Here is a 14643-nt window from a genome sequence, read left to right as displayed (position 1 = left end):
CGAAAACCTTGTTGTTTTTAAGTAGAATTATTGCAATAGAGAATCTTTGCTTACAAAAGTGGTTTATGTCGATACATATTCCGAGCATCCAAATATTGTTTGGAAAACATGTGTTGTTCCTAGTTTGCAGTGATATAGTCGTGCTACTTTGAAAATAAAAAGTGGTTACTCTAGGCGAAATTGGACAATTTCCTTAGGCTCTTACTTTGAATATTAAAATTATGAAAATTGCCACAATATATTGGAAATAAATTTTCATAAATAATTCATCCCTCGAACTTTGTAAATGGGGTCGTCATGCCGGCAATATCGAAAAAAACGCTCAGCATTGTTCTACTTTCTGCGGCAGTTGCAGCGGCTGCGGGCGGAACTTGGTGGTATAAGAAACAGCATTCTCGGCGAGCGGCCGGTGGTGATGCCGTGGTTAGCAACCCAGATGGGCCATTTATGGTGTCGAGCTGCAGCGCCCGCTTGCACGATGACAAGCCTGCTTTGGCAGTGATGTTCTCAGACAGCGTTAACACCGATCTCGCTTTGGATAAGCTGATTGAGGTGAGTGACCTCGGTGATCCGAAAGCAAAGGCAAGTAAGAGTGCTTCCGCGAACGCTAACGCGAAATCGGAGGCGGTGAAAGGCGGTTGGATCGTTTCAGATAATCCGCACGTCTTGCTGTTCCCTTATGTGAAAGCGGGACACCAGTATCAAATCAAATTGAGTGCCGAGATCGCTTCCGAGCAAAACAAGAAGTTGTCTCAAGCGCATAGCTGTGACGTCATGAGTGATGAGATGGCGCCGTCGTATTTCTTCGCCAGCAAAGGTACGGTACTGCCAGCGGGTTTGAATGGCGGTTTACCGGTGGTAACAGTCAATATCCCAGAGGTCGATGTTGAATTCCTGCGTATTGCACCTGAGAAGATGCCGAAGTTTATGGAGATGGTGATCGGCAAACCTCGCAAACAAAGTAGTGATGAAGAAGGTGATGGCGAGGAAGTCGAGTCCGATGGTGAAGGGGACTATTATTACGACTATTACAGTAGCCGGAACAAGTTCAAAGGCCAAACCTCTGGTTGGCAACTCAATGCGTTGCAAGGCATTTCGGAAAGCGTCTACCAGAACCGCTTTATCACGAACGAAGTCCCGAATAGTCGCAAGGTGAGTTTTTTACCGGTCGAAAAAATCAAAGAACTCAAAGAGCCGGGTATTTATGTCGCAGTGATGCGTCGCCCGGGGTTCTATGAATACGATTACCAAGTCACGTATTTCTATGTCAGTGATATTGGCTTGCACGTGCGTCGTCAAGTAAAGCAGACGGACGTCTTCACGACTTCCTTGAGAGAGGGTAAAGCACAAGGCGGTATTGAGCTTGAAGTTTTAGGTGATGAAGGAAAGGTGCTACATCGGGGCAAAACGGATGGTGATGGCCATGGCGTATTGCCCGGTTTGCCGGCGAATGCACGACTCTTGCTTGCACGCCGTGGTAACGAATTGTCGATGATCGCGTTGCAAGAGCCTGGTTTGGATTTGGCTGAGTTCGATATCGGTGGTTATTTGCCGCGTGATGCGAAGTTGTTTGCCTGGTCTGGTCGTGATCTGTATCGACCCGGCGAAAAGTTCGTCGCGTCCTTGATGACGCGTAGCGCTGAAGGCGTCGCCTTACCACCGACACCGATTAAAGTCGAATTGAAAAAGCCGAGTGGCGATGTGGTGACATCGAGTGTGTGGCAGCCGAATCCGAAGACACCTGGTTACCTGCAAGATCACATCGACTTACCTTTGGATGCCGATACTGGACGTTGGAGTTTGGAGTTTAAAGCCGATCCAGCGGCGAAACGCCCTGATGCCATCTATAGCTTCCAAGTTGAGGAATTTTTACCTGAGCGTATGAAGCTCAATCTGAAAACTGAGACTACACCACTGAAGAAAAATGAGAGTTTCAGTGTCGCCGTCCAAGGGGATTATCTGTATGGCGCACCAGCGGCGGGTAACCGTTTGTTGGGCAGTGTGGCGCAAGAGCGTAGCCGTAATCCTTTGAGCAAAGAATGGCCGGGATTTATCTTTGGTGATTTCGCCGATGATGCCAATAAGAGCCGTGCTGAATTGGAAGAGACCTCGCTCGACGATAGCGGAAAAGCTGATGTCGACGTACCGTTCACTGGCAACGCTAAATCGCCTTTGAAGGTACGCGCATCGTTCAGTCTCTTGGAGTCCGGCGGACGCCCAGTGGTGCGTTCTGTCGAACGTAGTTGGTGGCCTGCCTCAAGTTTGATTGCGGTTCGTCCGGCTTTCGATAGCGATGTCGCACGCGAAGGTAGTTTGGCTGAGTTTGATGTGATTCGCGTTTCGTCTGATGGAAAGTTCCAGACCTTAAAACAAGCACCGTTCCGTCTGGTGCGCGAAGATCGTCAATATTACTGGCGTTATGATGCGGGTCGCGGCTGGCATTCCGGCTACTCTGAAGCCGAAGAGACTATCCATTCTGGGGCGATTGAATTGAAGAATCGCGCCAAGTTAACCGTGCCGGTGAACTGGGGCACTTATCGCTTAGAGGTGACTGATCCGGAAACGAATTTAGTGATGCGCTATCGCTTCTATGCAGGCTGGAATGCGCAGGATGCGGAGAGCGTTGGCAATCGTCCTGATCGCGTCCGTTTGCAATTGGAAGGCGCACCAGCGAAACCTGGTAACGATGTCAAATTGAAGATCGTTCCACCGCATGATGGCGAGGCTTTGGTCTTGGTGGAAGCCGATAAGGTTTTGTGGAGTAAGCGGGTCTCAGTCAGTACAAGCGGCACCACTGTCACTGTACCGATTGACAAAGCATGGAATCGCTCGGACATGTATATCTCGACGGTCGTTTTCCGTCCTGGTAGTCAAGGCGATAAGGTAACGCCAGCGCGTGCGGTTGGTTTGACGTGGCTGCCTTTGGCACGCGAGTCCCGCAAGCTGAAAGTCGCGATCAATGCGCCAAATCAAGTCGAACCAGAGAAGCGCATGGTCGCGAAAATCAAGATTGATAATGCCGGCGGTAAGAAGGCCATGGTGACTGTGTCCGCAGTCGATGTGGGTATCCTCAATATCACTAATTTCAAAACGCCAGACCCATTCGACTTCTTCTTTGGCAAACATCGTTTCGGTGCTGAACTCAGTGATTTGTACGGCAAATTGATTGAGCGTTTAGATGGCACCATCGGTAGAATCAAATGGGGTGGTGATGCAGGAAAACGCGACACTAAGAGCATGCCGAAAAAAGTGAAATTGGTGGATCTGTTTTCGGGCCCGATTCAACTCAATGACAAAGGCGAAGCGGATATCCCGCTGAATATTCCTGACTTCAACGGCACTCTGCGTTTGATGGCGGTGGCGTCGACCGAAGAAGCCTATGGCAGTAGTGAGAAAGAAGTCGTGGTCAGTGCGCCGATTGTCGCCGAAATCGCGATGCCACGTTTCATTGGTCCTGGCGATGTGTCGACCTTGGCGCTTGATGTGACGAATATGATGCCCGGTGAACAGGCCATTAGCGTCAAATTGTCGGCAGATAAATTGCTGAAAATTAGTGAGGGTGACCGTAGTCTGAAGCTGGCGAACAAGCAGCGTTCGATTTTACGTTTCAATGTGGAGCCAACCGAAGCCTATGGTTTATCGCGCATTAGTTTAGATGTCAAAACAGCGGGGGCAAAACCGGTGGTGATCCATCGCGAATTTGCATTGCAGATTCAGCCGCCAGTCGCCCGCGAGCAAGATGCACGTCGGATTCGCATCGAACCAGGTGCGACGCAAAAGATTGACGCTGCCTTGGTCGAACGATTCTATAAGGGTTCTGCAACGCTCAGTGTGGCAATGTCGAATCGTCCACCTCTCAACGTGCGGAGCATTGTGCAAGGCTTGCTGGATTATCCTTACGGATGTTTAGAACAAACCACCAGCGCCGCTTATCCGCATGTGTTTATCGATGAAGAAAGCGCCAAAGCGGTCGGTTTGAAACCGCATACGCGTGAACAGCGCGCCAAGTTTATTGAAGGAGCGATTGCGCGTATCGCTGGTATGCAAGGGGCTGAAGGTGGCTTCCGCTTATGGAATGGCACCGATGGTTCGTATGAAGCGTGGTTGACGCCGTATGTCACTAGCTTCTTGGCCGACGCACGCGAAGCTGGATTCAATGTGCCTGAGGAAATGAACAAGCGAGCCCAAAAATGGATGACCGATAAACTCAACGGTGCTGCGAATCAATTCTCGCCATTGCCAGCGGCGGTGAAGCCGGACGCGAACGGCCACTATGATTGGCGCGACTATGATTTGATCCGCAATAGCCATCAACGTTTCGCCGAGTTAGCGCACATTGGCTACATGTTGGCGCGTGATCAAAAAGCCTCACTCGCTTCTTTGCGTTTGCTGCACGATAGTTACCGCGATCGCGCCAAATCACCTTTGCCTTTGATGCATCTCGGTTTGGCATTACAGTTGATGGGTGACCAAAAACGTGCTGATGTCGCCTTCAATGAAGCGATGACGCGTCCCTACGGTATTCGTACCGACTGGGAATGGGATTGGCTGGGTGATTATGGTACGGCAGTCCGTGATCAAGCGATGTCTTACGCCTTGATGTTGCGCCACAAGATCAGCCATCCACAACGCGAGACACTCTTGGTGAATTTGTCGGAGCGTTTAGCGAAGCCACGTTGGTATTATTCGACGCAGGAACGTATCGCCTTGTTCTTGGCAGCGCGTGCAGCGGGCGGTACCGTGACCGATCCATGGGAGGCGATTGTGAAGACGGTCGATGGTAGTACGACGCTGACCTCGAAAAACACCGAGAGCCGTAGCTTTGATCCTAGTCTCGCCAGCAAAGGCATCACGATTGAAAACAAGGGTACGAATGCCTTGTGGTTGGAAGTTGAAGCGGCTGGCTTCCCAAGCAAAGCTCCGGTGGCAAGTAGCGATAAGATCAGCCTCGAACGTAAATGGTTTACGGTCGCTGGCAAGCCATGGAGTGGTGGTAGTTTGAAGGTCGGCGATATGTTGATCGTTCGTGTCACAGCGAAGGCGAAACAAGTGATTGAAGACGCCATGATTATCGATCATATTCCGGCTGGCCTTGAAGTCGAAAACATGAACCTCTCGCAAGGTCCACAAGCCGGCGAATTTACGATTGATAAAGTTAACGTCGGCAATGCCATCAACGATAGTCGCATTAAGCATCAAGAGTATCGCGATGATCGCTATGTCGCGGCTGTGAAATTGAATGGCGATACGATACAGTTGTTCTACATGTTGCGCGTGGTGACGCCTGGTCGTTTCCGTGTGCCAGCGACCTATGCTGAAGATATGTATCGCCCCGATATCCGCGCTTATGGTGTAGCTCCGGAGCCGATCACGATTGTGGATCCGCGTGGGAGCAAATAAGCTGCGGTAAAAATTAACTGTGTGCGTGGAGCAGATCGAAATCGATTTTCGGTCTGCTTCGTTTTTGATGATTTTCCCCTCACTTCACATCCTATGAGCTCTACGAATATAAAAGCGAGTTTCAATCCTCTGATTCGTCCTTATCTGGTCGCCTATGGTGCAGCAATCTTCGCCATCACCGTGATTGGCATTCCCTTTGCCATCATTTGGTTATGCGGCGTCGGCCAATGGTGGGCGCGTCATTATTTCGATAAGCTCGAATGTGAATTGAGTGAGAATTCGCTGCGCTTCCGCAAGGGAATTTTGTTTCAAGTTGAAAAGACCATCCCACTGGAAAATATTCAAGACGTGACTTTTGTCGAAGGCCCGCTGTTGAAGATGTTTAACTTGAGTATCTTGCGCTTCGAGACCGCAGGTCAAAGTGCGGGTCAAGCGCACGATATGCGTTTAGTGGGATTGATCGATGCACATGAATTTCGTCAGCAGATTTTGGAACGACGTGAGCGTTTGAAGCATGCACATGGGCAGCCAACGAATGTCGATCAAAATACCGTGCTCTTGCGTGAGATCTTGCAGCGCCTTGATACGATTTGTGAAAGAATGAAATCCGAATAAGCGATCGCTTTTTAGCTTCGCCAGCTTCGCTCTACTTGACCTTGTTTAGCCAAGAAGCGGCTTTATATGGCACGGGCCTGAGGAAGAAGATCATGGCCACACCAAGCGCACAGAGTCCAAGAGTCACTGACAGCATCAATACCCAAATGCCGCCAAACTGCTGAAGCCCAACAAGGCTTATCAGTGTGATTGCCAGCGCGCTCACAGCTGCAGCGAGCCATTGCCAGAAATTTCCATAGCAAGACAGTTGTTGACAATGCGAGCAAACAATTTTTGCTCGCATGAATAAGTCTTTTCTACTGAGTGCTTGCTGACAATGAGGGCAGCTTGTGTTCATGTCGATTTTTCCGGCTGGATGATTACACTTTATAGCAAGGTAGCATAATTTCTTGATCTTGGCTTGTGGTCATCAAGCTGTCATTTTGCATGGCTACATTGACGGCTTTTAAACTCGCTGTCTTGAGATCATGAAGAACACTTTATTTTCTGGAATCGCAATCGCTAGTGCAGTCGCTGCTCTGACGGGCTGTGGCTCGAGTGATACGTCTACCCCTAAAGCTCAACCTGTGCTCGGCGTTTTTTTAGACTCTGCCGTAGAAGGTTTGGACTACAACGCAAATGGCATCAAGGGCAGTACTTCCAATATTGGCGGATTTGTCTGCAACACTGGAGATACAGTGAATTTCGCGGTTGGCGGAATCAACCTAGGTAGTGCAGGATGCGCAAGCGTCTTGAGCCCTTTGCAGCTCGCCAGCAGTAGCAATCATCGTGATGATGCCGTCATCAATCGTCTGATGTTCTTGCAGTTACTCGACCAAGATAATGATCCTTCGAACGGTATTCAAATCGAAAGTAGTGTGAAGACTGCGTTAGCTGCACAAAGCATGGATTTTTCGGCCGCTAGCTCTAACTTCAATCTGGCTATGAGTGCAGTGCAAGCGCGCTTGCCTGCAGCTTACCAAACAAGAACGGTCGATAGTGATCGACGCGCTTTGGCGAAAGAGCACTTTGAGAATACCTTGGCGTCGCAGATCGGTACTCCCTTTATTGAATCTGTCTCGCAGACCAATGCCCTAGGCTCGGTAGCGGCGAGCATTACACGTTATCAAATTCAAGCCGCGCCGTCTTTTTACATTCCTTATGAAGGTAGTGTCGAAGCGATCAAGAAAGATTTTCCTAATGGATTCTTACCTTCTTATGGCTCAGGCTTGAGTTTTAAAGGTGTGGCGGCGGATGGTTCATTGGAGTTCTACGGCATTACGGATCGCGGCCCCAATGGTGATGGTCCGAAAGTGCCGAATAGCAGTGTAACGCCGGGTGCGAGTGGAACCAGTGATGGGAAATTCTTTCCTGCGCCGAGCTTCGTTCCATCTATCGGTATCATTAGCGTCGGTAAGCAAGGTGCTGTATTGAAATCAAGCATGCCGATTAAATTTTCCAGCAGCATTCCTGCCAGTGGTTTGTCAATTGCGAGTGGCAAAGTCGGCGCGTCTGGCGAAGTTCCTTTAACCGACGCTGCGCGCTACGAAACTAGCTCTAAAGCTCTTTTTAGTGACTATGGTCTCGATACGGAATCGGTGGTGTTCGACAAAGCCCGCAATGTGCTGTGGGTATCGGATGAATATGGACCATTCATCTTGAAGATCGATATCAACACGGGCGTTATTTTGAAGAAGTATCAGCCGGGTAGTGGTGCCGCTGATTTGCCTGCTGTATTGGCTAAACGTCGTGCCAATCGCGGTATGGAAGGTTTGTCGCTTGAAGTTGCCAGCGGAAAATTGCATGGCTTTATTCAAAGCCCGCTTGATGATGGTAAAGCAAGTTATCTTGTGCCAGGAGCGAACGCCGCGACCAGCGAAAGCATCAAGGATTACGCTAAATTCACGCGTTGGGTGGAGTTTGATCCGAACACTGAAAAATCAAAGTTATACGCTTATCCCATCGATAGCCGTATGTACGCTAGTGGTAAAACCGGCAATGCCAAACTGGGTGATGTGGTGTCGCTCGGTAATGGTAAATTCATCGTGATCGAACAAGGAGCCGGTGTTGATGGCAAAGTATTCAATCGTCTGATGCTGGTACAAATTCCAGCTGATGCGACGGACATTGCGGCTTTAGGTACGGATTTAGAGAAGAGCAGTATGAGTGGCGTGGCAGTGAATGCCGCGAACTATGCAAATGTGATTCCTCTAAAGAAAACTGTGTTATTTGATTTGAACGCCGCTGCGTGGATGGCAGAAAAAGCAGAAGGTCTTGCGCTTGTCGACGATTACACTTTGGCCTTGGTGAATGATGATGATTTCGGTTTGAAATCTATCGTACAAAGCGCGAATGGTAGTGTGATCGACGGTGCTGATATCACCAAGTGCACAGTCGACGCTAATGGCGCGATACAAACGACAGCAAATGCGAGCGGATGTAGCCTCGGTAACACGGCAAGAGTTGCGCGCGGTTCAGATCTTGAACGTCCAAACCGTTTGTGGATCATTAAATTCGCCAAGAAATTGAGTGACTTGATGGTGCCTTAATCACGGATAGTCTTATTGCTTCCTTGTTTGTTCTATTTTCTTGGTTCTTAGTTCTTTGTAGGTCTTATTTGTTCTGAGTTGTCCACGAACTGTTGTTTTGAATCCTAAGACGCAGTTCATTGTTGTGTGATTCCCTTACTTCACCGCCAGGTCTCGCCAGAGGTCTGGCGTTTTTTTTGGCTCAGAATTAGACTTGCGTTGCTTCGAGAGATGCTGCTCTGACCTATTTTGTGAGATTTGTCTAGCAGCGCATAAAGATTCGTCTAGTTAAAACAAGGACCTGTATGACCAAGCCTTCGATCAAAGACTTCGAACAAATTCAAGCACGTGAGCAAGGCCTGCAGCGCAGCTTGAGTCAAAGACAAATGACGATGCTAGCGATTGGTGGTGCGATAGGTACGGGTTTGTTTTTGGGTAGTGGCTTTGCGATCAGTTTTGCAGGACCAAGCGTGTTGATCAGTTACGCAATAGGTGCCGTTATCGCTTTGCTTTTGGTTGGCTGTTTGGCTGAGATGACGGTGGCGCATCCTACTTCAGGCTCCTTCGGTGCCTTTGCTGAGCATTACGTCAGTCCCTTAGCAGGCTTCTTAGTGCGCTATGCCTATTGGGCCGCCAATGTGCTGGTGATCGGGACCGAGGTCACTGCCATCGCGCTGTATATGCAGTATTGGTTCCCTGGAACGCCAGCATGGTGGTGGATTTCCTTGTTCTCGGCCTTGCTGATTCTTGTTAATGCAGTGAGCGTGCATTTGTTTGGTAGTTTGGAGTATTTTTTCTCGAGTATCAAAGTATTCGCGATTGTCGTCTTCATCGCTACCGGTGCTTGGATGTTGTGGAACGCGCCGGTCAATGGCGCAATCGGCTTTCATAATTATGTGCAATTTGGTGGCTTCTTCCCCAAAGGCTGGAGCGGTATGTGGCTTGCTGTTATCGTCGCCTTGTTCAGTTATCTCAGCATAGAAATGATTGCAGTCGCGGCAGGCGAGGCACAAGATCCACAGGCCGCGATTACCGGTGCCTTTCGTTCGGCTTTGGTACGTCTGATTTTGTTTTATGGGCTGACCTTGATTTTAGTTTTGGCGATTCTGCCTTGGAACCAAGCTGGGCAGGGTAAGAGTCCCTTTGTGAGTGCGATGGAAGCGGCGGCAATTCCGGGCGCGGCGGGCATTATGAATTTTGTGATTTTGATCGCCGCGCTATCGGCCATGAATAGTCAACTCTATTCAGCAACACGGATGTTGTTTAGCTTGTCGCGCGGTGGATTCGCCTCGCCGCTGTTAGGCAAATTGAACGCGCAGGGAGTGCCGATGCTGGCCTTGTTTGCATCTTGCGGCGGGATTGCTTTAGCCGCCTTGGTCAGCGTCTTGTATCCGCAATCGTCATTTGTGTACATGATGGCGATCTCCATGTTTGGAGCCATGTTTGCTTGGTTCATGATCTTTGTGACGCATTGGTGTTTTCGTCGTTATCGTGCACGGATTAATGCCCCCGCGCTGGCTTTTAAGATGTGGGGTTTCCCGTACTCGAGTTTGCTCGGGGCTGGTTTGATGTTGGCTCTGATGTTGACCACTTTATGGACGCAAGAGTTTTACTTGAGCTTGGCTACCGGTGTGCCATTTCTTTTATTGCTCAGTCTGATTTATTGGATTTGGTATCGCCGTGCCGATTGATGGTCAACCAATTCGAGGTAGCGCTCGTTGCGAAGAGATAATGACTTTCTCAAATGATGATCATGACTTTGAATAAACTCCTTTCCACTCGCTTTGTCGTTCTCTGCAGTGCTATGTGCGGACTTTGGATGAGCGCTTCTCCAGCATATGCCGGTAGTTTTCGATGTAATTCATATGTTATTGAAGTCGGTATGCATAAGTTAGAGCTGTCACAACGATGTGGCGCTCCGGCCAGTGCAAGTTCCCGTATCGAGCGTCGTACGGTGCGTGTCAAACAGCGGCCTTTGCCGGGAGTCTACCCTCAAAATTTGCCGAACCAAGTGGTGGAAGTTGAGCGTGAAATTGAGACCACCATCGAGGAATGGATTTATAACTTTGGTCCGAATCAATTTATGCAACGCGTGGTGATAGAAGAAGGGCGGATCAAAGAAATTAGTGATTTAGGCTATGGCCGATGAATGAGGACTCCCGACGATCTTGCAACGCGATTTCTCGAAATGGAGATAGGGCGTTGTGTGGGCGGCACAGAAAATAGTTAAAAAAGCAATCTAACGCCAACCGGAAAGTGATTTTTGACAATTTTTCCGGAGGGATACAAAGAAAACAAAGGCGAGCAATTAAAATAAACGTTTTAGCTAGAGTGAATGATATTCAAAGAAGCTTGAATGTCGATCAATTCTAGTCATGCAGGAAACGTGTTCAGACCAAGGGCACCTCGTCGACCAAGAAGGCGGGTATCCATCGGTGTCACGAACCTTATTTCTCTGACGCTAAGACGGCATGAAAATACCCTCGCTATCGAACCAACAATTTCGCATCCTCATGTTCAGCCTCGTGCTGTTCTTTGGTAGCTTGAATATTTGGGGCAGCCTGCATTGGCAACGTGCGGCGGGCCCTGGGGTTGCTGGTGAGCTTGGCTTAGTTTTGGCCAGTGCCGACCGCGACTACCGCTTACCGGTGGAGGGCATCAACGCTCGTTCGCCATTACTCCCTTATGGCGTCAAAGAAGGCGACCGGATTGTCTTCGAACATCCTGGCGATGAAGGGCGCTTGTTTGCGGTCGACGATAGAATTGGTATTTATCTGTTCCGCCAAGATCCTGCTGGTAAGCCTCAGCCTGAGTATCTTGAGATTCAGCCCGTCCCTAAGTTGCTCAAACAAGCTGAGGTTTGGCAGGCAATTAGCTTAGTACAATTTGCCACGAGCTACATTGTACTTTTCATTATTGGTATGCTGGCGTGGAAACATGCTGCGAGTGTGCCAATGCGGATCTTGTCAGTGGCCATGCTGGCGATTGTTCCCGACACTTTTATTTCTTACTTGCCTTGCGGACCATTGCAAGACTTCCTCGCTGTTTATGTGTTTCCAATCGAAGTTTTCGTTGGTTACGTCTACTTCACGTATTTTTGCCTCATCTTTCCGGAAGGCCGACGTCACTGGGATAAAGCTTGGGTACGCTATGGCTTCTATGTCTACGTCGCGCTCTTTGCGAGCTATACCATTGCCTACATCTTAGTGCGTATAGGTTGGCTGCCTTTCGAAATACGTGAGCAGATTAATTTATTGGTGTGGCGGCGCTGCTCGGCGATTGCGTCGGTGCTGTTGTCTTTGGGAGCCTTAATACTGTCGTGGCGTGCGAGTGCCGGCATCACACGTCAACGATTGGCATGGATCGGTTTCTGCATGGGGAACATATATACGATTTATATGTTCCATAATCTGTTCAGAATCATGTTCGAAGAGCGGGCAGTTGTCTATTTTGAGTTCTTCAACTCCTTCGTGATTTTTGTTGCCTACTGTGGGCTCGGTTTTGCGCTTTTACGCAATCGCTTGTTTGATTTCAGTTTTGCGATTAATCGATTCAGTGTGTACAGCCTGATCGCGATCGGGATATCTCTCAGTGCGACAGGAATGCAGCTAGTGATTGCGCCTTTATTCACTCTGGATGCGCGCTGGAAAACGCTCTGTTTTGATGTGGCTTGTGGTGCTGTTCTGATTGCCTTATTTCCGCCTTTGCAGCGTATCGCCGAGCGCTTGGTGCGCACTTGGCTGTATCCGAAATGGCGTGCTCAAGAAGAAGCCTTACAAATTGCCGTCGCAAATGCGGCCAATATGATAGGGCAAGATGAATTAGCAGCTCATTACTTGCATGCGCTCAAAGCCTACACGGGTGGTGCTAAGGTGGTCATCTACACTTGCCATGAAGGTTATTGCAATCGGATTGCTGGTGATCTAGAAGAGGCTCCGCAAAAAATTAGTGCCTTGGGTGGTGAATTAGCACGGATGCTGACGGGACGCCTGCCTCAAGCAATGCAAGCGATTGCTGGTGAAAGCGCGTTGTTGGTTCCTTTCACGCATCGCGGTCAGTTGACCGGTTTGCTCCTCATTGGTAACAAGCCAGACTTCAATCAATATCGTCCCGATGAGGTTCGTTCTATTCGTCGCGCAGCGGATTCCTTAGATCAGGATTTGCAAGCCGAAGCCCAACGTAGCCATCAACAAATTTTAGCGGAAAAAGTCGCTGCGGAATTGCATGCGCGTGAGATGGCGGAATTAGCCAACGAAGCGAAGAGCTCGTTTTTGGCAAACATGAGCCATGAAATTCGCACGCCCATGAACGCGATTATCGGACTCGCCTATTTGACACTCAGAACGGAGCTCACCGCAAAGCAACGGGATTATCTCGATAAGATACATGATGCCGGTAACTCACTACTCGGCATCGTCAATAGCATCTTGGATTTCTCCAAAATTGAAGCCGGCAAGATGGAAGTCGACTTTAGTCCGTTCTCGCTCGATGATGTATTGGGACATGTGCAAACCGTCACAATTCAAAAGGCGCATGAAAAGGGACTACATTTAGAAATCGACCTGCCAGCTGATGTGCCACGGTATCTTGTCGGCGATGCGATGCGTCTTGGACAAATTTTGGTGAATCTCGTCAACAATGCGATCAAATTCACTGAGCGAGGTAGTGTCCAAATAAGTTTGGAAAATCTCAGCCCAGGTCCCGAACAAGCCGGATTACCCGTGTTATTGCGCTTTGCGATTAGCGACACCGGGATCGGGATGACGCAAGATCAAATCGAGAAGTTGTTCTCGGCATTCACCCAAGCAGATAGCTCGACCAGTCGTAAGTTTGGTGGCACTGGCTTGGGGCTCTCGATCTCACGTCAATTGGTCGAACTTTTAGGCGGTGAGATTAGTGTCAGTAGTACCTATGGGGCTGGCTCATGTTTCGAGTTCACGGTGCCATGTAATGTTTGCACGGAAGCGAATTTGTTGGCGATGGGGCGCACGATTTCAACTTCGAAAAATCACTACGCGAATACGCTGGTGTTACTGGTGGAAGATAATGAAATCAATCAGCAAATTGCGGTTGAATTACTCGATACAGTTGGGATTCAAGTTGAAGTCGCGAGTGGAGGTCAAGAAGCTCTTGATAAACTCTCTGCGGCGACACCAGAAACCTATGACTTGGTCTTGATGGACCTCGAAATGCCGGGTATGGACGGTCATCAAGCGACCCGCCAAATTCGGGCTCAAGATCGCCTACACCATGTGCCCGTGATTGCGATGACAGCGCATGCAATGGCGGATGTACGGCAGCGTTGTATGGACGAAGGCATGCAAGATTTCCTACCGAAGCCAGTGCAACCGAATGCATTATTTACGATGTTGGCGCGTTGGTTAGAACATAAGGCGGTGACGCATCATACGCACTCTGTGCAAGAAGAACGCGCTGTTTACGATGTGACCGGTGAAAAGACCTTGGACTTCACCAGCCTGCGTCATATCGACACCAATCAGGGCTTGAGCCAGATGATGGGTAAGCGCGATTTGTATCTGAAAGTACTTGCCAATTTTGGCTCTGGCCAGACACAAACCGCGCATCAGATCAAGCAAGCGATCGAAGTGGAAGAACTCGATAAGTCCTTAATGTTAGTGCATACGCTGAAAGGGCTTGCCGGCAGCATTGGCGCCAAGCAGGTTCAAGCCGATGCGGTGCAATTGGAATTGTCGTTGCATATGTACAAACAAGATAAAGACAATTGGCAAGATGTGCATGTGCATGCAGAGCGCTTGCATCAATCGCTGAATCAAGTCCTGCTTGAGCTGCAGCGATTTTTACCGGTACATCAAACTTCTATTACGCCGAGCGATCAGCATGAAGACATCAAACCGGAAACTATCGTAGCGCGTCTGGCAGAATTGAAAGAACTTTTGGCTTCTTATAGTGGTGATTGCACGCAGTTTTATGAAGAACACCGCCATGTTTTTATGCGGGCTCTGCCAGCAGCAACCCTAGGCCGCATCGACCAACATTTGGCGCAATATGAATTTGATGAAGTGATTGTGCTGTTAGAACAGGATACACGCGTCACATGATTAGCGGATCTGTCTTTTAGACCCGCATCTGCTGATTTTCT

General features: G+C 49.1%; 6 protein-coding genes. All 6 read left to right on the top strand.

What is annotated here, in order from left to right:
- Positions 1 to 297: 297 nt before the first annotated feature.
- The 6 genes from RF679_RS17555 (at position 298) to RF679_RS17530 (ending at position 14602) form a co-directional block, all read left to right on the top strand.
- Positions 298 to 5400 (top strand): alpha-2-macroglobulin family protein, encoded by a 5103-nt coding sequence (locus RF679_RS17555; RefSeq protein WP_309481923.1) that lies wholly within the window; start codon positions 298 to 300, stop codon positions 5398 to 5400.
- Positions 5401 to 5493: 93 nt separating this feature from the next.
- A complete protein-coding gene (locus tag RF679_RS17550; protein WP_309481922.1) occupies positions 5494 to 6015 on the top strand; it encodes a PH domain-containing protein in 522 nt (173 codons plus the stop codon).
- A 467-nt stretch (positions 6016 to 6482) separates the two neighbouring features.
- Complete coding sequence (locus RF679_RS17545; protein WP_309481921.1) at positions 6483 to 8543, top strand: esterase-like activity of phytase family protein; 2061 nt, start codon at positions 6483 to 6485, stop codon at positions 8541 to 8543.
- A gap of 284 nt (positions 8544 to 8827) precedes the next feature.
- Complete coding sequence (locus RF679_RS17540; RefSeq protein WP_309481920.1) at positions 8828 to 10213, top strand: amino acid permease; 1386 nt, start codon at positions 8828 to 8830, stop codon at positions 10211 to 10213.
- Positions 10214 to 10404: 191 nt separating this feature from the next.
- The gene (locus RF679_RS17535; protein ID WP_373921703.1) at positions 10405 to 10671 is read left to right on the top strand and encodes a DUF2845 domain-containing protein; all 267 of its coding nucleotides are present in this window, start codon (positions 10405 to 10407) and stop codon (positions 10669 to 10671) included.
- Between the two features lie 322 nt (positions 10672 to 10993).
- Positions 10994 to 14602, top strand: coding sequence for an ATP-binding protein (locus RF679_RS17530; protein ID WP_309481918.1), 3609 nt, complete (start codon positions 10994 to 10996; stop codon positions 14600 to 14602).
- Positions 14603 to 14643 lie beyond the last annotated feature (41 nt).

This window comes from Undibacterium cyanobacteriorum, from assembly GCF_031326225.1.
GTDB classification, from domain to species: domain Bacteria; phylum Pseudomonadota; class Gammaproteobacteria; order Burkholderiales; family Burkholderiaceae_D; genus Undibacterium; species Undibacterium cyanobacteriorum.
Note: the sequence above shows the minus strand (reverse complement) of the source record. Positions and strands in the feature narration are given on the sequence as shown.